Raw genomic sequence first — 21,243 nt, forward strand, 5'->3', positions numbered from 1 at the left:
CCGGGGCCCGTCCCCTCCGTGCGGAGGGGACGGGCCCCGTCGCCGTGGCGGGGTCCGCTCACACGCCTCGGCCGGCGAGCCAGTCGTCGGTGGTGCGGGCGGTGGACCGGGCGTGGGCCTCCATCATCGTGAAGTGGTTGCCGGGCACGTCCACCACGGTGTGGGCGCGCCGCCAGGAGGTCTGCCACTCCTGCGGCGGCAGCTCCTGCCCGGGCCCGGCGGGCACCGGCGGCTCGCTGGAGCGCACCAGCAGAACCGGGCAGTCCAGCGGCCCCGGCTCCCACTCGCCGATGAGCGCCACGTACCAGCTCATCGCCGTCAGCCGGTCGGCGTCCATGTGGGCGAACATCGACTCCCGCTCGAACATGCCGCCGAGCATCTGCTGCGAGAAGCGCAGGAACGGCGAGTCGGCGCGCGGCATGTAGGTGTCGAGCAGGACGACGGCGGCCGGCGCGGTGCCCCGCTCCTGCAGGCGCCGGGCCGCGGAGAGGGCGAGGACGCCGCCGGAGGAGGAGCCGACCAGGACGGCCGGGGTGTCGCCCGCGGTGCGGACCACGGCGTCGGCGTGCAGGTCGGCGACCGCGTCGAAGGTGGCGGGCAGCGGTTCACCGGTGCCGAAGCCCTGCGTGGGCAGCGCCCACACGTCGCGCCGGCCGCGGAAGGCGGAGGCGAAGCGGGCGTACTGGTGCACGCCGGCCAGTGCCACGTAGGAGCTGAAGCAGACCAGCGGGGCGGCGGCGTCGCCCGCGGCGAGCCGGATCGCCTCCGGGACGCGCTCCAGTTCCTCCGGGGAGGCGAAGGTGGGGCGCAGTTCGGCGGCGGCCTGCAGCAGGGCGAAGCCGTCGTCGACCCGGCCCGCCTCGCAGGCCCGCCGGAACAGGCCGCCGAGGGTGTCCTCGGCCCGGGGTGCGGGCGCGGCCGGCTCCGCCGCCCGCGGCTCCGGCCGTTGCCCGGGGGTGTCGGCCAGCAGCCGGTCCAGGTGCGCGGCGAGCGCCTCGGGCGTGGGGTGGTCGAACAGCAGGGTCGGAGCGAGCTTCAGGCCGGTCGCCGTGGCGAGGTGGTTGCGCAGTTCCACCACGGTGAGGGAGTCGAAGCCCTGCTCGGTGAAGAGGCGGTCGGCCGCCACCTCGTCGGCGCGGGCGTGTCCGAGGACGGTGGCGGCCAGGTCGCGCACCAGGTGCAGCAGCAGACCCGGGCGTTCCTCCGGTGCGCGGCCCGCGAGCAGCGGGGCGGCGGCCGGGGCGCCGGGGGCCCCGGCGGCGGCCCGGCGGGCCGGGGCCGCGGTCGGCGGGTGCAGCAGGGCGCGCGCGGCGGCCGGGCCGGAGCCGGTGTTCATGGCGATGACGGCGGGGGTGGTCGTGGCCAGCGCGTCGTCGAGCAGTGCCAGGGCGTCCTCGGTCGCCAGGGGCCGCATGCCGCCGCGGGCGAGGCGTTCGCGGTCGGCGTGCGACAGGCGTGCCGTCATGCCGCTGCCGGCGTCCCACAGGCCCCACGCCACGGAGGTCGCCGGGCGGCCCTGCGCGTGCCGGTGGGCGGCGAGGGCGTCCAGGAAGGCGTTGGCGGCGGCGTAGTTGGCCTGGCCGGGGGATCCGAAGGTGCCCGCGGCGGAGGAGAACAGGACGAAGGCCGCGAGGCCGAGGTCCTCGGTGAGCCGGTGCAGGTGCCAGGCGCCGTCGGCCTTGGGCCGCAGGACGCTGTCGAAGCGGGTCGGGTCGAGGGCGGTCAGGACCCCGTCGTCGGTGACGCCGGCGGCGTGCACCACGGCGGTCAGCGGCGCGTCGGCGGGCACCTGGGCCAGGAGCCGCCGCACCTCGTCCTCCTCGGCGACGTCGCAGGCCGCCACCCGGGCGCGGGCGCCCAGTGCGGTCAGTTCGGCCACCAGGGCTTCGGCGTCCGCGCCCGCGGGGCCGCGCCGTCCGGCGAGCAGCAGCGAGCGCACGCCGTGCCGGGTGACGAGGTGCCGGGCGACCGCGCGGCCCAGGGTGCCGGTGGCGCCCGTGACCAGGACGGTGCCGGCGTCCAGGGCGGGCGGTGCGGCCCCGGCGTCCGCGGGGGCGGCGTCGGGCAGCAGCAGGCGTCCGTCGCGCACCGCGCCGTGCGGGTGGCCGGCGGCCACCGCGGCGAGGAGGGCGTCGTCGTCCGCCGGGCCGGGGTCGCCGGGCAGGTCCAGGAGCTGGAAGCGGCCGGGGTGTTCGGCCTGCGCGGAGCGGACCGCGCCCCACAGGGCGGCGTCCGGCAGGTCCGGCTCGTCCGGGGCGCCCGCCGCGCCCCCGGTCGTGGTGGTCACGGCGGACCGGGTGACGAGGACGAGCCGCGCCGCGGCGAACCGCTCGTCGGCGAGCCAGGCGCGCATCAGCTCGTGGGTGCGGGTCAGCCGGCCGCGCACGGCCTCGGGCGTCCCGGGGCCGCCCGGGGCGCGGTCCCCGGGGACGGCGAGCACCACGTCCGGCATGGCCATGCCCGTGTCGACGGCCTTGGCCAGGGCTTCGAGGTCGGCGTACGTCTCCAGGTGGACGCCGGCCGCGTCGAGCGCGGCGGCCACCCGGTCGTCGCCGCCGCCCAGGATGATCCACCGCGTGGTCTCCGGGCGGGGCGCCGCGGGCGCGGGGGCGGCCTCCCGCCAGAGCAGGCGCAGCAGTCCGGGGCGGGCCGCGGGGTCGGGCCGGGCGGCGGACGCCGGGCGCAGGGTGATGGCCTCGGCGGAGGCGACCGGGCGGCCCGCGGGGTCGGTGACGAGGACGGCGTACCCGTGCTCGTGTCCGGCGGGTGTCAGCCGCACCCGCAGGGCGGTGGCGCCCTCGGCGTACAGGGTCAGTCCGGTCCACGCGAACGGCAGCATCGGTTCCGCGGTCCGCCCGGACGCCGCCGCGCCGGGGCGCCGGACCAGCAGGGCCTGGACGGCCGCGTCGAGCAGGGCCGGGTGGAGGCCGAAGCGGGCGGCGTCCGCGCGCTGGGACTCGGGCAGGGCCACCTCCGCGTAGACCTCGTCGCCGCGCTGCCACACGGTGCCCAGGCCCCGGAAGGCCGGCCCGTAGGTGAAGCCCGCGGCGTCGAACCCGGCGTACGGGTCCTCGCCGGAGGCGTCCCGGCCGCCGACGGCGACGGCGCCGGGCGGCGGCCAGGCCGTGAGGCCGTCGGCCGGGGCGGCCGGCGCCTGGGGTGCCAGGACGCCCTGGGCGTGCCGCCGCCATGCGGCGTGGCCGTCGTCGGCGGGCCGGGCGTGGACGGCGAAGGCGCGCCGGCCGGAGTCGTCGAGGGCCTCGACCTCGACCTGGATGCGTACGGCACCGTCGGCCGGGAGCACCAGCGGGGTGTGCAGGGTGAGTTCGGCGAGGTGCCCGCAGCCGGTGCGGTCGCCGGCGTGCACGGCGAGGTCGAGGAAGGCGGTGGCGGGCAGGATGACGTCGCCGAGGACGGCGTGGTCGGCCAGCCAGGGGTGGGTGCGCAGCGACAGTTGCCCGGTCAGCAGCAGCCCGCCGGATCCGGCGGGTTCGACCGCGGCGCCGAGGAACGGGTGCGCGGCCGCCTCCAGGCCGGCGCCGCCGAGGTCGCCGGACCAGGGCGCGGCCGGCAGCCAGTAGCGCTGCCGCTGGAAGGCGTACGTGGGCAGCGGCACGGTGCGGGCGTCCGGGAGCAGGGCGGCCCAGTCGGGTTCGCCGCCGTCGGCGTGGAACGCGGCCAGGGCCGTGAGGAGCTGACGCCGTTCGGGCCGCTCGCGCAGGACCGCCGGGAAGCACGCGGCGTCGTCGGCCCCGGCGTCGAGGAGCGTGGCCTCGGCGAGCACGGTGAGGCGGCTGTCCGGGCCGACCTCCACGAAGCGGGCGGCGCCCAGCTCGCGCAGGCTCCGTACGCAGTCGTGGAAGCGGACCGGTTCGCGCACGTGGCGGACCCAGTAGCCGGGGTCGGTGAGCAGGCCGGGGCCGGCCGGGGCGCCGGTGAGTCCGGAGACCAGGGTCAGCCGGGGCTCGTCGTAGGCGAGTTGTTCGGTGACGGTGCGGAACTCGGCCAGCATCGGTTCCATCAGGGGCGAGTGGAAGGCGTGGCTGACCCGCAGGCGCGTGGTGCGCCGCCCGTCGGCCGCGAGCGCGGCGGCGACCTCGTCCACCGCGTCCCGCGCGCCGGAGACCACCACGGCCCGGGGCCCGTTCACGGCGGCGATCCCGGCCCCGTCGCGGTCCTCCAGCAGGGCGAGGACCTCCTCCTCGGTCGCCTCCACCGCGACCATCGCACCACCGGGCGGCAACTGCTGCATCAGCCGGCCGCGGGCGCCCACCAGGGCGCACGCGTCCGCCAGCGACAGCACGCCCGCCACGTGCGCGGCGGCGATCTCACCCACCGAATGCCCGGCGAGCAGGTCCGGGCGCACGCCGAGCGACTCCAGCAGGCGGAACAGGGCGACTTCGAAGGCGAAGAGGGCGGGCTGGGTCCACCGGGTCTCGTCCAGCGGTCCGGCGTCCGTGCCGAAGACGACCTCGCGCAGCTCGTCGCCCAGGTGGGCGCACACGGCGTCGAAGGCGTCGGCGAAGACGGGGAACGCCCCGTACAGCTCCCGGCCCATGCCCGGACGCTGCGCGCCCTGACCGGTGAACAGGAACGCTGTCCTGCCTCCGGTGCGGGCGGTGCCGGTCACGGTGGCCGGCAGCGGGGTGCCGTCCGCGAGCGCGCTGAGCTGGCCGAGGAGTTCGTCCCGGTCCGCGCCGAGCAGCACGGCGCGGTGGGTGAACGGGGTGCGGGTGGTCGCCAGTGACAACGCCGTGTCGGCGAGCGGCACGGACGGGTGGGACCGTGCGTGGTCCAGCAGCCGCTCCGCCTGGGCGCGCAGGCCCTGCGCGGTGCGGGCACTGATCACCCAGGGCACGTCGCCGGCCGGGGTGCCGGTGTCCGCTCCGGCCGGGCCGGGCTGCGCGGGCGGGGCCTCCAGGATGACGTGCGCGTTGGTACCGCTGATGCCGAACGAGGACACACCCGCCCGCCGCGGACGGTCCCCCGTCCCCGGCCACGCACGCGCCTCGGTCAGCAGCTCCACCGCACCCGCCTCCCAGTCCACGTGCGAGGAGGGACGGTCCACGTGCAACGTCGCCGGCAGCACACCGTGCCCCAACGCCAGCACCATCTTCATCACACCCGCCACACCGGCACCCGCCTGCGTGTGACCCACGTTCGACTTCACCGACCCCAGCCACAACGGCCGCCCCGCAGGACGCCCCTGGCCATAAGTCGCCAGCAACGCCTGCGCCTCGATCGGATCACCCAGCGTCGTACCCGTACCGTGCGCCTCCACCGCATCCACCTCGGTGGCGTCCACGCCCGCGTCCGCCAGAGCGGCGCGGATCACCCGCTGCTGGGAGGGACCATTGGGGGCGCTCAGCCCGTTGGAGGCGCCGTCCTGGTTGACCGCGCTGCCACGCACCACCGCCAGCACCCGGTGGCCGTGGCGGCGGGCGTCGGAGAGGCGCTCCACGAGCAGCAGGCCGCCGCCCTCGGAGAAGCCGGTGCCGTCGGCGGCGTCCGCGAACGCCTTGCACCGCCCGTCCGCCGCCAGACCGCGCTGCCGGCTGAAGTCCACGAACAGTCCCGGCGACGCCATCACCGTCACACCGCCGGCCAGCGCGAGATCACACTCACCCGACCGCAGCGAACGCACCGCCAGGTGCAGCGCCACCAGCGACGCACTGCACGCGGTGTCCACCGTCACCGCGGGCCCTTCCAGACCGAAGGTGTACGACAGCCGTCCCGACATGACGCTGGCGGAGTTGCCGGTGCCGAGGTGGGCCGCCACGTCGTCGCCGGGCGCGATGGGGCGGGAGGAGTAGTCCTGGTAGTTGGTGCCGGCGAACACGCCGGTGCGGCTGCCGCGCAGCGTGCGCGGGTCGAGGCCGGCCCGCTCGAACGCCTCCCAGGCCATCTCCAGCAGCAGCCGCTGCTGCGGGTCCATCGCCACCGCCTCGCGCGGGGAGATGCCGAAGAAGCCGGGGTCGAAGTCGGCGAAGCCGTTGAGGAAGCCGCCGGTGAGCGTGGAGGTGCGGCCGGGGCGGCCGGGCTCGGGGTCGTACAGCGAGGCGAGGTCCCAGTCGCGGTCCTCGGGGAAGGGCCCCATGGCGTCGGTGCCCTCGGCCAGCAGCTGCCAGAACCGCTCGGGGGTGTCGGCGCCGCCGGGGAAGCGGCAGGCCATCGCGACGATCACGACGGGGTCGTCGGCGTCGTCCGCGGGGCGCGGACCGGCCGTGGCACGCACGGCGGGCGCCGCGGGGGCCCCGGCGGGGGCGAGCGCGTCGCTGAGGTGGTCGGCGAGCGCGGCCGGGGTCGGGTAGTCGTAGACGAGCGTCGCGGGCAGCCGGGTCCCGGTGGCCTCGCCGAGGGTGTTGCGCAGTTCCACGGCGGTGAGCGAGTCGAAGCCGAGTTCGCGGAAGGCGCGGGCCGGTTCGACGTCCTCCGGGCTGGGGTGGTTGAGGACGTAGGCGATGTGCGCGCGGACCAGTTCCAGTACGGCGTGCCGGCGTTCGGCGTCGCCGAGCCGGGCCAACTGGGCGACCAGTTCGTTGCCCGTGTCCGCGCCGGCCGCGGACTCCCGGGCCTGCGGGCGCCGGGCGGCGAGGACCGGGCGGAGGTCGGGGAGTTCGGCGTACAGGCGGCGCGGGCGGCCCCTGACCAGTTCGGCGCCGAACACCTCCCAGTCGATGTCGGTGACGACGAGGGCGGTGTCGTCGTGGTCGAGGGCGTCCTGCAGGGCGGTGACGGCGATCTCGGGTTCCATCAGGCGGACGCCGTGGCGCTGCAGGCGTTCGCCCACGGTGCCCGCGGCCATGCCGCCGTCCGCCCAGCCGCTCCAGGCCACCGCGGTGGCGGGCAGGCCGCGGGCCCGCCGGTCCTCGGCGAGGGCGTCGAGGAAGGCGTTGCCGGGCGCGTAGTTGCCGTGCCCGGGGCTGCCGAAGACGCCGGAGGAGGAGGAGAACAGCACGAACGCGGACAGGTCCAGGTGCGCGGTGGCCGCGTCCAGGTTGCGGGCGCCGCCGACCTTGACCCGCAGCACGTCGGCGAGGCGCCGGGGGGTGAGCGCGCCGATGATCCCGTCGTCGAGGACGGCGGCGGTGTGGAAGACGGCGCCCAGCGGGCGTTCGGCCGGCACGGAGGCCACCAGTGCGGCGACCTCGGCGGGGTCGGCGACGTCGCAGGCGACCAGTTCGGTGTGCGCGCCGAGCACCGACAGTTCGGCGAGCAGGTCGCGGGCGCCGGGGGCGTCGGCCCCCGACCTGCTGACGAGCAGCAGGTGGCGGGCACCGCAGCGGGCGAGCCAGCGGGCGACGTGCCGGCCGAGGGCACCGGTGCCGCCGGTGACCAGGACGGTGCCCTGCGGGTTCCAGGCGCGGCGGCCGGGCAGGCCGCCGGTCGCGGCGCGCTCCAGGCGGCGGCCGAGCACGCCGGTGGCGCGCACGGCGACCTGGTCCTCGTGGTCGGTGCCGGCCAGGACGCCCACCAGGCGGTCGGCGGCGCGCGCGTCGACGCGGGCCGGGAGGTCGGCCAGACCGCCCCAGTGGTCGGCCTGTTCCAGCGCGACGACCCGCCCGAAGCCCCACACCAGGGACTGGGCCGGGCTGTCCACGCCGGGGCCGGGGCCGGTGGCGACGGCGCCGCGGGTGACGAACCACACCGGCAGGTGCGTGTTCAGGTCGTCCAGGGCCTGCACCAGGGCCACGGTGGCGGCGAAGCCGGCCGGCAGGTCCGGGTGCGCGGGGTGTGCGGACTCCTCCAGGGCCAGCAGGGACAGCACGGCCCGGGCCCCGGACGCGGCGCCGCCCAGCGCCTCGGCCAGGGCGGCACGGTCGGCGGCGGGGTCGACGACGACGAGCGGGCTGTCGGCGCCGGCCCGGACGAGGGCGGCGCGCACGGCGGTGGCCTCGGGGCCCGTCTCGTGGCCGCGGGGCACCACCAGGGGCCAGCTGCCGGTCAGGACGGGGGTGCCGGCCTCGGCCAGGGGGTGCCAGGTGATGCGGTAGCGCCAGCGGTCGGCGGTGGCGCGGTCGGCGCTGCGCCTGCGGTAGCGGGCGAGGGCCGGCACCAGGGCCGACACGGCGGTCTCGTCCAGGTCGAGGGCGGCGGACAAGGTGGGCAGGTCGGCGGACTCCACGGCCTGCCAGAACGGCGCGTCCGCGGTGCCGGCGGCCGGCGCCTCGGTGTCGCGGGCGCTGAACCCGGGCCAGTAGCGGCGGCGCTGGAAGGCGTAGACGGGCAGGTCGACGCGGCGGCCGGGCTCGTCGTGGACGCTGCTCCAGTCGACGCGGACGCCGCGTACGGCGAGTTCGGCGACGGAGGCGAGGAACCGCCGCGGTCCGCCCTCGGAGCGGCGCAGGGTGCCGGTGACCACGCCGTCGGTGATGCCGAGGTCGTCGAGGATGTCGCCGACGGCGGTGGTCACCACCGGGTGCGGGCCCGCCTCGACGAACACCCGGTGCCCGGCGGCGGCCAGTTCGCGGACGGTGTCCTCGAAGCGGACGGTCTGCCGGATGTTGCGGTACCAGTAGGCGGCGTCGAGCGTGGTGGTGTCCTCGACGCGGGTACCGGTGACGGTGGAGTGGAAGGGGATGCTCGCCTGGCGCGGGCGCACGGGGGCGAAGCCGTCGAGCAGGGCCTCGCGGACCTCCTCGACCTGGGCGCAGTGGGAGGCGTAGTCGACCGGGACGCGGCGGGCGCGGACGTCCTCGGCGGTGAGCTCCTCCAGCAGTTCGGTCAGGGCGGTCGTCTCGCCGGAGACGGTGACCGAGCGCGGACCGGTGACGGAGCCGACCGAGATGCGGCCGTCCCAGCGGGCGATGCGCCGCTCCACCTCGGCCAGCGGCAGCGGCACGGAGACCATGCCGCCGCGGCCGGTGATCGCGGTGAGGGCGCGGGAGCGGGTGACGACGACGCGGGCGGCGTCGGAGAGGGTGAGGACGCCGGCGATGTGGGCGGCGGCGATCTCGCCCTGGCTCTGCCCGGCCACCGCGGCCGGGGTGACGCCGCAGGACTCCCACAACCGGGCCAGGGCGACGCAGACCACGAACAGGGTGGGCTGGACGACGTCGAGGCGTTCCAGGGGCGGTGCGCCGGGGGCCTCGTGCAGCACGTCGAGGACCGTCCAGTCGGTGAACTGCTCGACCGCGCCGGCCGCCTCGGTGAAGTGGGCGCGGAAGCGGGTGTCGGACTCGAGGAGTTCGACGGCCATGGAGGGCCACTGGGGGCCCTGTCCGGGGAAGAGCAGGACCGGGTCGCCGGTGGTGTTGGCGACGCCGCGGACGACGGAGGCGGCGGGGGTGCCGTCGGCCACCGCGCCCAGGCCGCGCAGCAGTTCGTCGTGGTCCCGGGCGACGACCACGGCGCGGTGTTCGAGCGCGGGCCGGGTGGTGGCCAGCGACCAGGCGAGGTCGGCCGGCCGGTCGGCGAGGCCGGGGGTGTCGCGCAGGTGGGCGGCCAGGCGTGCGCCCTGGGCGCGCAGGGCGGCGGCGGTGCGGCCGGACAGGGGGAAGGCGCGGGTGCGGGGGGCGCCGGCGGGGGCCGGCCGCGGGCTCGGTTCCTCCTCCTCGGCGGGCGGGGCCTGTTCGAGGATGACGTGGGCGTTGGTGCCGCTGACGCCGAAGGAGGACACGGCGCAGCGGCGCGGCCGGTCGGCGTCCGGCCAGGGGCGGGGGTCGGTGAGGAGCTCGACCCGGCCGGCGGACCAGTCGACGTGCGAGGAGGGGCGGTCGACGTGCAGGGTGGCGGGCAGTCTGCGCTCGCGCAGGGCGAGGACCATCTTGATGACGCCGGCGACCCCGGCCGCGGCCTGGGTGTGGCCGATGTTCGACTTGACCGAGCCGAGCAGCAGGGGCCGGTCGGCGGGCCGGTCCTGGCCGTAGGTGGCGAGCAGCGCCTGGGCCTCGATGGGGTCGCCGAGGGTGGTGCCGGTGCCGTGCGCCTCGACGGCGTCCACGTCGGCCGGGACCAGTCTGGCCGCTTTCAGCGCCTGCCAGATGACGCGTTCCTGCGAGGGGCCGTTGGGGGCGGTCAGGCCGTTGGAGGCGCCGTCCTGGTTGACGGCGCTGCCGCGGACCACCGCCAGCACCGGGTGGCCGTTGCGGCGGGCGTCGGACAGCCGCTCGACGACCAGGACGCCGGCGCCCTCGCCCCAGGCGGTGCCGTCGGCGGCGTCGGCGAAGGCGCGGCAGCGGCCGTCGGGGGACAGCCCGCGCTGCCGGCTGAACTCCAGGAAGATCGTCGGGGTGGACATCACGGTGACGCCGCCGGCCAGGGCGAGGTCGCACTCCCCCGCGCGCAGCGCCTGGGCGGCCAGGTGCAGGGTCACCAGGGAGGAGGAGCAGGCGGTGTCGACGGACACGGCCGGCCCCTCCAGGCCCAGGGTGTAGGAGATGCGGCCGGACAGGACGCTGGGCGCGTTGCCGACGCCGTCGTCACCGGCGTTGTCGGACAGGCCGAGCAGCGTCGTGTAGTCCTGCAGGTTGGTGCCCGCGAACACGCCGGTGCGGCTGCCGCGCAGGGACAGCGGGTCGATGCCGGCGCGTTCCAGGGCCTCCCAGCAGATCTCCAGCAGCAGCCGCTGCTGCGGGTCGGTGCCGACCGCCTCGCGCGGGGAGATGCCGAAGAACCCGGCGTCGAAGTCGCCGACGCGGTCGATGAACCCGCCGGTGCGGGTGTAGCTGCGGCCGGGGGTGCCGGGCTCGGGGTCGTAGAGCGACTCGACGTCCCAGCCCCGGTCGCGGGGCCACTCGGTCATGGCGTCGACGCCGTCGTCCAGGAGCCGCCACAGGTCCTCGGGGCCCTGGACGCCGCCGGGGAAGCGGCAGCCCAGGGCGACGATCGCTATGGGCTCGTGGTGGCGTGCCTCGGCCGCGGCGAGCCGCTGCCGCGTCTGGTGCAGGTCGGCCGTGACCTTCCTCAGGTAGCCGAGGAGCTTGTCCTCATCACTCATGCGTTGTTCACCCGTTCCCAGGTCCGGTGGCCGTGCACTCGTCAGGAGATGCCGAGGTCGTTGTCGATGAAGTCGAAGATCTCGTCCGCCGCGGCGGAGTGGATCCGGTCGCCGATGTCCGCGGCGGCGGTGCCGGACCCGTCGGCGGGGGTGTGCTCGGACCCGTTCCAGTGGGCGAGCAGTGCCTGCAGGCGGGCGCCGATGCGGTCGCGCCGGGCGTCGTCGCCGGGCACGGCGGCCAGGGCGGCCTCCAGTCGGTCCAGGCCGGCCAGGACGCTGTCGGCGCCGTCGGTGCCCTCGGTGAGCCGGCCGCGCAGGTAGCCGGCCAGCGCCGTGGCGTTGGGCTGGTCGAACAGCAGGGTGGCCGGCAGGGCGAGCCCGGTGGCCGAGCCGAGCCGGTTGCGCAGCTGGACGGCCATCAGGGAGTCGAAGCCGAGCGCGTTGAAGGCCTGCGCGGCACCCACCCGGTCGGCGGTGGCGTGGCCGAGGACCGTGGCGGCCTCGGCGCGCACCAGGGCGACGAGGGTGCGCTCCTGTTCGACGGCCGACCGGCCGGCCAGCCGGTCGCGCAGGTCCCGCGCGCCGCCGGCCGCTTCGTCCGCCCGGGGCCGGGCGGGTCCGAGGCCGGCGACCTCGGGCAGGTCCGACAGCAGCGGGCTGGGCCGGTCGGCGGTGAAGCCGGGCGCGAACCGGGCCCAGTCGACGTCGGCGACGGTGAGCACGGCCTCGCCGCGGGCGACGACCCGGCCGATGACGTCGGCGGCCCGGTCGGGCGGCAGCGGGGTCAGCCCGCCGCGCCGCATGCGGGAGGCGGTCTCGGCGTTGTCGCTCGCCATGCCGCCGCCGTCCCACGGTCCCCAGGCCAAGGAGGTGGCGGGCAGCCCGGCGGCCCGGCGGCGCTGGGCCAGGGCGTCCAGGAAGGCGTTGGCGGCGGCGTAGTTGGCCTGGCCGATGGTGCCGAGGGTGCCGGAGACGGAGGAGTACAGGACGAACGCGGACAGCTCGCGCCCGCGGGTCAGTTCGTCGAGGTTGCGGGCGGCGGCCAGTTTGGGCCGCAGCACGCGGTCCAGGCTCGCCGCGTCCATGCCGTCGATGAGGCGGTCGTCCAGGACGCCCGCGGTGTGCACGACGACGTCGACGGGATGCTCGGCCAGCAGTGCGGCCAGGGCCGCCCGGTCGGCGACGTCGCAGGCGGCGACGACCAGTTCGGTGCCGGTGCCGGCGAGGGCCTCCTTGAGCCGGGCGGCGCCCTGCGCGCCGGTGCCGGACCGGCTGACCGCGACGATGCGGGTGGCGCCCTGTGCGGCCAGCCAGGCGGCGGTGCGCAGGCCGAGGGCGCCGGTCGCGCCGGTGAGCAGGACGGTGCCCGTCCAGTCGGCGCCGGTGCCGGCGGGCGGCCCGGCCGGCACGTGTTCCAGGCGGCGCAGGAAGGTGCCGGAGGGCCGTACGGCGGCCTGGTCCTCGCCGTCGCGGGCGGCGAGGAGGGCGCACAGCCGCGCCGCCACACCGGGGTCGACGGCCGCTTCGGTGCCGGCCGGGACGTCCACCAGGCCGCCCCACAGCTGCGGGTGTTCGAGCGCGGCGCAGCGGCCGAAGCCCCAGACGGCGGCCTGTTCGGGCGCGGCGGGTGCCTCGTGGCCGAGGGGGGCGACGGCGCCCGTGGTCAGGCACCACAGCGGCACCGGTGCGGCTCCGGCCGCGCCGTCGGCCAGGCCCTGCACGAGGGCGGCGGTGGCCGCGAGGCCGGCCGGGGTGGCGCTGTGCGCGGCCAGCGGGCGGGTGTCGGCGGCCAGCAGGGACAGCACGCCCGCCAGGTCCCCGTCCCCGGTGTCGCGCAGGGCGGCGAGGTCGGCGGCCAGGGTGGTGCGGTCGGCGGTGGCGCAGTCCACCGGCAGGGTCAGGACGCGGGCGCCGCGCGTGGTGAGGGCGTCGGCGAGGGAGGCGGCCCAGGCGCTGCGGTGCAGGGACGCGGGCACCGGCAGCAGCCAGGTGCCGGTGAGGGTGCCGGCCGCGCCGTCGGGGGCCGGCCGCCACACCACGCGGTGCTCCCAGCGCTCCGACTCCGCGCGGCTCCGGCTGTCGCCGCGCCAGGCGGCGAGGGCGGGCAGGACGGCGGTGAGCGGGGCGTCGGGATCGACGTCGAGGTGTTCGGCCAGCGCGGCCGGGTCGGCCGACTCCACCAGGTCCCAGAACGCCCCGTCCTCGGCCGGGGCGGTCGTCGGGGCGGAGGACTGCAGCCAGTACCGCTCGCGCTGGAAGGCGTAGGTGGGCAGGTCGACGGGCCGGGCGTCGGGGTCGGCCAGGACGTCCGGGCCGCTGCCGCGGCCACGGGTGTGCAGGTGCGCCAGCGCCAGCAGCGCGGCCCGCGCCTCGGGCACCTCGCGGCGCAGCAGGGACACCGCGGTCGCCGCCGCCGGGTCGGCCAGGCCGTCGGGGACCAGGGTGGCGAGGGTGGCGTCGGGACCGAGTTCGAGGTACGCGGTGACGCCCTGCTCCTCCAGGGTGCGCACGCCGTCGGCGAAGCGGACCGCCTCGCGGACGTGCCGTACCCAGTAGTCGGGGGTGATCAGGTCGTCGCCGCCGGCGACGGCGCCGGTCAGGTTGGAGACCACCGGCACGGCCGGCGGCGCGTACGCCACCTGCTGCGCGACCCGCCGGAAGTCCTCCAGCATGGCGTCCATCAGGGGCGAGTGGAAGGCGTGGCTGACCCGCAGCCGGCGGGTCCTGCGTCCGCGTCCGGCGAACTCGGCGGCGATGCGCTCGACGTCGGCGCCGTCGCCGGAGAGGACCACGGACGCCGGGCCGTTGACCGCGGCCAGGCAGACGCGGTCGCCGAGGTGGGGCCGCACCTCCTCCTCCGTGGCCTCCACGGCCGTCATCGCGCCGCCCTCGGGCAGGGCCTGCATGAGCCGGCCGCGGGCGGCGACCAGGGCGCAGGCGTCCTCGAGGGTCAGCACGCCGGCGCAGTGGGCGGCGGTCAGCTCGCCGATGGAGTGGCCGAGCAGCAGGTCGGGCCGCACGCCCCAGGAGACGGCGAGGGCGTGGGCTGCGGTGCCGAAGGCGAACAGGGCGGCCTGCGTCCAGGCGGTCCGGTCGAGCAGGGCCGCCTCCTCGCTGCCCTCGGCGGCGAACACGACCTCGCGCAGGGGCGGGCCGTCGAGGTGACGGTCCAGTTCCGCGCAGGCCGCGTCGAAGGCCGCGGCGAACACCGGATGGGTGGCGTGCAGTTGGGCGCCCATGCCCGGGCGCTGCGCGCCCTGTCCGCTGAACAGGAAGGCGGTGCGCCCGCCGTCGGCCGTGCCGGTGGCGACGTGCGCGGCCCGCTCCCCCGTGGCGACGGCGTCGAGTCCGGCCAGCAGTTCGGCGGGGTCCTCGGCGACGACGACGGCCCGGTGGGCGAGCGGGTGCCGGGCGGCGGCCAGGGTGAGGGCGACGTCCCGCGGGTCGGCGCCGGCGCCGGCCAGGTGGGTGCGCAGGCGGGCGGCCTGGGCGCGCAGCGCCTCGGGGGTGTGTCCGGTGACGGGGAAGGCGCGGGGTTCGGTCCGCGCCGCGGGACGGTCGGCTGCCCGCCGCGGGGCGGGGGGTTCCTCCAGGATGACGTGGGCGTTGCTGCCGCTGATGCCGAACGAGGACACACCGGCCCGGCGGGGCCGCCCGGTGACCGCCGGCCAGGGGTGCGGCTCGGTGAGCAGTTCGACGGTTCCGCCGGACCAGTCGACGTGCGGGGACGGCTCGTCGACGTGGAGGGTGCGCGGCAGTTCCCCGTTGTGCATCGCCATGACCATCTTGATGACTCCGGCGGCGCCGGCGGCGGCCTGGGTGTGGCCGAAGTTGGACTTGGCGGAGCCGAGCAGCAGGGGGCGGCCGGCGGGCCGTTCCCGGCCGTAGGTGGCGAGCAGCGCCTGGGCCTCGATGGGGTCGCCGAGGGTGGTGCCGGTGCCGTGCGCCTCGACGGCGTCCACGTCGGCCGGGGAGAGCCCGGCGGAGGCCAGCGCCTGCCGGATGACACGCTGCTGGGCCGGGCCGCTGGGGGCGGTCAGGCCGTTGGACGCGCCGTCCTGGTTGGTGGCGGAGCCGCGGACGACGGCGAGGACCCGGTGGCCGTTGCGTTCGGCGTCCGACAGGCGCTCCAGGAGCAGGACGCCGACGCCCTCGGAGAAGCTGGTGCCGTCCGCGGCGGCGGCGAACGCCTTGCACCGGCCGTCGGCGGCCAGGCCGTTCTGGGCGGTGAACTCGGTGTAGGTGCCGGGCGTGGCCATCACGGTGACACCGCCGGCCAGGGCCAGGGAGCACTCGCCGCGGCGCAGGGCGTGCGCGGCCAGGTGCAGGGCGACGAGGGCGGAGGAGCAGGCGGTGTCGACCGTCATGGTCGGCCCTTCGAGGCCGAAGGTGTAGGCGACGCGGCCGGCGATGACGCTGCCGGAGACGCCCAGGCCGATGTAGCCCTCCATGCCCTCGGGGATGTCGGCGAGGCCGGAGGCGTAGCCGGAGCCCATGGCGCCGACGTAGACGCCGGTGGCGCTGCCGCGCAGGGACAGCGGGTCGATGCCGGCGCGTTCGAACGCCTCCCAAGAGGTCTCCAGCATGAGCCGCTGCTGCGGGTCCATCGCGAGGGCCTCGCGGGGCGAGATGCCGAACAGGGCGGCGTCGAAGTGGGTGGCGCCGTAGAGGAACCCGGCCTGCAGGCCCCCGAGGCGCTCCAGGTCCCAGCCGCGGTCGGTGGGGAAGGCGGAGATGGCGTCGCCGCCTTCGGCGACGAACCGCCACAGGTCCTCGGGGGAGTTCACGCCGCCGGGGTACTGGCAGGCCATGCCGACGACGACCACCGGGTCGTCGTCGGTGGCGGTGACGGCCGCCGCCGTGGTGCGGTCGACGGTGCCGGCCAGTTCCCGGCGCAGGTGACGGGCGAGGGCGGCGGGGCGGGGGTGGTCGAAGACGAGCGTGGCGGGCAGCCGCAGGCCGGTCTCGGCGTTGAGGCGGTTGCGCAGGTCGACGGAGGTGAGGGAGTCGAAGCCGAGGTCCTTGAAGGACTGCTCGCCGTCCACCGCGCCGGCCGAGGCGTGGCCCAGCGCGGCGGCGGAGTGGCGGCGCACCACGTCGAGCAGCAGCCGCTCCTGCTCGGGTTCGGACAACCCGGCCAGCCGGCGGGCGAGGTCCGGGGAGTCGGACCGCGCCGCCCGGGCGGCCGGACGGGCCGGTGCGGGGACAAGGCCGCGCAGCAGGGCGGGCAGGCGGCCCGCGGCGGCGGCCGCGCGCAGGGCGGTCGGGGCGGTGCGCAGCGGGGCCAGCAGGGGTTCGCCGGTGCTCAGCGCGGCGTCCAGCAGCTCCAGGCCCTGTGCGGGCTCCAGCGCGGGCAGTCCGGAGGCGGCGATGCGGCGCACGTCCTCCTCGCCGAGGCCGCCGCTCATGCCGTCCGTGCCCTGCCACAGGGTCCAGGCGAGCGAGGTGGCGGGCAGGCCGTGGGCGCGGCGGTGGTGGGCGAGCGCGTCGAGGACGGTGTTGGCGGCCGCGTAGTTGGCCTGCCCGGCCCCGCCGAGGAGGCCGGCGGCGGAGGAGAACAGCACGAACGCGGTGAGGCCGGTGTCCTTGGTGGCCTCGTGCAGGGCGAGCGCGGAGCCGGCCTTGGCCCGCAGGACGGAGGCGAGCCGTTCGGGGGTGAGGGAGCCGAGGACACCGTCGTCGAGCAGGCCGGCGGTGTGCACGACACCGCGCAGGGGGCGCTCGGCGGGGATGTCCGCCAGGAGGGCGGCCAGGGCCTCGGGGTCGGCGGTGTCGCAGGCCGCGATCCGGACGTCGGCGCCGTGCGCGCTCAGGTCGGCGGCGAGGTCGCCGGCGCCGGGTGCGTCGGGACCGCGGCGGGAGGCGAGGACGAGGGAGCGGATCCCGTGCCGGGCGACGAGGTGCCGGGCGACGAGGGCGCCGAGCGCTCCGGTGCCGCCGGTGATCAGGACGGTGCCGTCGGCGTCCCAGGGTGCGCCGCCGTCGCCGGCGGGCACCTCGGCCAGGCCCGGGGTCAGCACCCGGCCGTCGCGCAGCGCGAGCTGGGTGGCTCCGGAGGCGACGGCCGCGGGGAGGGCGGCCAGCGAGGCGCCGGTGCCGTCGAGGTCGACGAGGACGAGCCGGCCGGGGTTCTCGGTCTGCGCGGAGCGGACGAGGCCCCAGACGGCGGCGGCGGCGAGGTCCGCCACGTCCTCGCCGTCGCCTGCGGCGACGGCGCCGCGGGTGACGACGACGAGCGGGGCGGCCCCGACGCGCTCGTCGGCGAGCAGGGCGCGCACGGCGTCCAGGGCGCGGGTGGCGACGGCGGTGGCGTCCTCGCCGGGGGCGCAGGCGCAGGGCAGCAGGACGGCGGTGGGGGCGGCCGCGCCGTCGGCGGCGCCGAGGCGCGGCCAGGCCGGGAGCAGGCCGGTGGGGTCGCCGCCGCCGAGGAACCAGCCCTCGGCACCGGGGCCGGCGGGGTCGCCGCCGGGCGAGCGGTCGTCCGGGCCCGCGGCGGCCGGTGACCAGCGCACGGCGTACAGGGCACCGTCGGCGGCCGGGGCCGTGGTGAGGGCGCCCGCGGGCACGGCGCGGCTGACCAGGGCGTCGACGGTGGCGACGGGGCGGCCGGTGCCGTCCGCGACGCGCAGCGCGACGCCGCCGCCGGTGGAGGCGCTCGGCTCCATCCGCACGCGCAGTTCGCTCGCGCCGACCGCGTGCAGGGTGACGCCGCCGAAGGAGAACGGCAGTCCCGCGCCGCCCTCGCCCCCGTCCCCGGTGACCCCGGCGAGCTGGGCGTGCAGCGCGGCGTCGAGCAGCGCCGGGTGCAGGCCGAAGCGGGCCGCGTCGCGGTGCTGGTCCTCGGGGAGGACGACCTCGGCGTACCAGGCGTCGCCCTGGCGCCACACGGCGCGCAGGCCCTGGAAGGCGGGCCCGTACTGGTAGCCCCGGGCGGCCAGCGCGGCGTAGAAGCCCTCCAGCGGCACGGCGTCGGCGTGGGGCGGCGGCCAGGCGGTGAGGTCGGCCGGACTGCCGGCGGCGGCGCGGGTCAGGACGGCGGTGGCGTGCCGGGTCCACGGCGCGTCGTCGTCGCCGTCGGGGCGGGCGTGTGCGGTCAGGGTGCGGCGGCCGGTGGCGTCGGGGGCGCCGATGCCGAGCTGGAGCTGCACCCCGCCGCTGCCGGGCAGCACGAGGGGCGCCTCCAGGGTCAGTTCCTCCAGCAGGTCGCAGCCTGCCTCCTGCCCGGCGCGCAGGGCCAGTTCCACGAAGGCGGTGCCGGGCAGCAGGACGGTGCCGTGCACGGCGTGGTCGGCGAGCCAGGCCTGGGTGCGGGTGGACAGGCGGCCGGTGAGCAGGATCCGGTCGTCGTCGGCGACGCGCACGACGGCGCTCAGCAGGGGGTGGTCCGCGCCGGTGAGGCCGGCGCCCCTGGGGTCCCCGGCCGTCGTGGCGGGGCGCAGCCAGTACCGCTCGTGCTGGAAGGCGTACGTGGGCAGCTCGACGTGCGCGGTGGCGCCCCGGCCCAGGAGGGCCTCGACGTCCGTGGCGGCGCCGTGGGCGTAGGCGCCGGCCACGCCGGTGAGGACGGCGACCGGTTCGGGGCGGTCCTTGCGCAGCAGCGGCAGGCACACCCGCTGGGTGGTGTCCTCGGGCAGGCAGGTGCGGGCCAGGGCGGTGAGGGTGGCGTCCGGGCCCAGTTCCAGGAAGCGGCTGACGCCGTGTTCGGCGAGCCAGGTGACGCCGTCCGCGAACCGTACGGCCTCGCGCAGGTGGCGCGCCCAGTAGTCGGGCGAGGCGAGGTCGTCGGCGGTGGCGGGCCGGCCGGTGAGGTCGGAGACGACGGTCAGGCGCGGCCGGTGGGCCGTGGCGGACCGGACGACGGCGCGGAAGTCGTCCAGTACGGCGTCCATGCGGGCGGAGTGGAAGGCGTGGGCGACGCGCAGCCGGCGGGTGGCGTGGCCGCGCCGGCCCAGTTCGGCGGCCACGGCCTCGACGGCGGCGGCGTCGCCGGAGACGACCGTGGCACGGGGTCCGTTGACCGCCGCGACCGTGACGGCGCCGGCGTCGGGGCCGGCGAGCCGTGCGACGGCCGCGGCGACCTCGTCCTCGCCGGCCTCCACCGACACCATGGCGCCGCCGGCGGGCAGGTTCTGCATGAGCCGGCCGCGGGCGGCCACGATCCGGCAGGCGTCCGCGAGGGACCACACGCCGGCGACGTGGGCGGCGGTGAGTTCGCCGAGCGAGTGGCCGAAGACGTACTTGGGCGTCACGCCCCAGGACTCCAGGAGCCGGAACAGGGCGACCTCGACCGCGAACAGGGCCGGCTGCATCAGGTCGGTGCGGTGCAGCGCCTCCTCACCGAGCGCGCCGTGGAAGACGGCGTCCTTCAGGGAGGTGCCCAGTTCGGTGTCGAAGTGGGCGCACGTCTCGTCGAAGGCCCGGGCGAACACCGGGAAGGCGGCGTGCAGTTCGCGGCCCATGCCGGCCCGCTGGGCGCCCTGGCCGGAGAACAGGAAGGCGGTGGCGCCGCGCAGGACACGTCCGGTGACCACGTCGGGCCGCTCCTCGCCGGCGGCGAGGGCTTCGAGGGCCGTGCGGGCCTGTGCGGCGTCCCCGGCGAGCACGACCGCCCGGTGTTCGAGGGCCTGCCGGGTGGTCGCGAGGGCGTGGGCGGTGCCGTGGGGGTCGTCGTGCGGGTGGGCGCGGACGTGGTCGGCGAGCCGGGCGGCCTGGTCGCGCAGGGCGGCGGCGGCGCGGGCGGACAGCACCCACGGCACGACGGGCGGCACGGCCGCGGTCGCGGGGGCGTCGCTGCCGGGGGCGTCGCCGGGAGTGTCGTCGGCGGGGGCGGACTCGATGATGGCGTGGGCGTTGGTGCCGCTGATGCCGAAGGAGGACACGGCGGCGCGGCGGGGCCGTTCGGCGCTCACGGGCCAGTCGGCGGGTTCGGTCAGCAGCCGGACGTGTCCGGCGCTCCAGTCGACGTGGGTCGAGGGCGTGCCGACGTGCAGGGTGCGCGGGAGGCGGCCGTGGCGCATGGCCATGACCGTCTTGATGACGCCGGCCACGCCCGCGGCGGCCTGGGTGTGCCCCAGGTTGGACTTCAGCGAGCCGATCAGCAGCGGCCGGTCAGCGTCGTGGGCGCGGCCGTAGGTGGCGATGAGGGCCTGGGCCTCGATGGGGTCGCCGAGGGTGGTGCCGGTGCCGTGCGCCTCGACGGCGTCGACGTCGGCGGCGGTCAGACCGGCGTTGGTGAGGGCCTGCTCGATGACGCGCTGCTGGGAGGGGCCGTTGGGGGCGGTCAGGCCGTTGGAGGCGCCGTCGGAGTTGACGGCGGAGCCGCGGACCACGGCGAGGACCCGGTGGCCGTTGCGGCGGGCGTCGGACAGCCGTTCCACCAGGAGCAGGCCGACGCCCTCCGACCAGCCGGTGCCGTCGGCGTCGTCGGAGAAGGCCTTGCAGCGGCCGTCGGGCGCCAGGCCGCGCTGCCGGCTGAACTCGAACAGCAGGCCGGGGGTGGCCATGACGGCGACGCCGCCGGCCAGCGCGAGGTCGCACTCCCCCGCGCGCAGCGCCTGCACGGCCCAGTGCAGCGCCACGAGGGAGGAGGAGCAGGCGGTGTCGACGGTGACCGCGGGGCCCTCCAGGCCGAGCACGTAGGCGATGCGGCCGGAGGCGACGGAGGTGGCGTTGCCGGCGAGCATCAGGCCGTGGACGTCCTCGGGGACCTCCACGGGGCCCTGCCCGTAGCCGGAGGTGGCGGCGCCGACGAAGACGCCGGTGGCGCTGCCGCGCAGGGTGGCGGGCCGGATGCCGGCCCGCTCCAGCAGTTCCCAGGAGGCCTCCAGCAGCAGGCGCTGCTGGGGGTCGGTGGCGAGGGCCTCGCGCGGGCTCATGCCGAAGAAGCCGGCGTCGAAGGAGGCGGCGTCGCGCAGGAAGCCGCCCTCGCGGGTGGTGAAGGTGCCGGCCTTGTCCGGATCGGGGTCGTAGCGGTCCTCGATGTCCCAGCCGCGGTCGCCGGGCAGCGGGCCGATGGCGTCGCCGCCCCGGTCGACCAGCTGCCACAGGTCCTCGGGCGAGGTGATGTCGCCGGGGAAGCGGCAGCTCATGGCGACGATGGCGATGGGCTCGCGGCCCCGGTCCTCCACTTCGCGCAGCCGCTTGCGCGTCTGGCGGAGTTCACCCGTGACCCGCTTGAGGTAATCCACGTACTTGTCGTCGTCAGCCACGTGCGTCACTTCCTTGAGCCGTGCGGGCCGTGCGGGCCGGGCGGGGCCGAGGCCGGAGTCGGGGTCGGGGCGTGCGGGGGCCGGTGGCGGCGCGAT

The 21,243-nt window shown here is 77.5% G+C and carries 2 protein-coding genes; both read right to left on the minus strand.

Features of this window, described 5'->3' with window-relative positions:
* Nucleotides 1–58: 58 nt before the first annotated feature.
* Nucleotides 59–10,939, minus strand: a complete 10,881-nt coding sequence (locus QQY24_RS02805) for a type I polyketide synthase (RefSeq protein WP_301971062.1) — start codon at nucleotides 10,937–10,939, stop codon at nucleotides 59–61.
* A 41-nt stretch (nucleotides 10,940–10,980) separates the two neighbouring features.
* On the minus strand, nucleotides 10,981–21,147 hold the full coding sequence (locus QQY24_RS02810) for a type I polyketide synthase (protein WP_301971063.1): 10,167 nt from the start codon (nucleotides 21,145–21,147) through the stop codon (nucleotides 10,981–10,983).
* Nucleotides 21,148–21,243 lie beyond the last annotated feature (96 nt).

The sequence above is a fragment of the Streptomyces sp. TG1A-8 genome, from assembly GCF_030499535.1.
Taxonomy (GTDB): domain Bacteria; phylum Actinomycetota; class Actinomycetes; order Streptomycetales; family Streptomycetaceae; genus Streptomyces.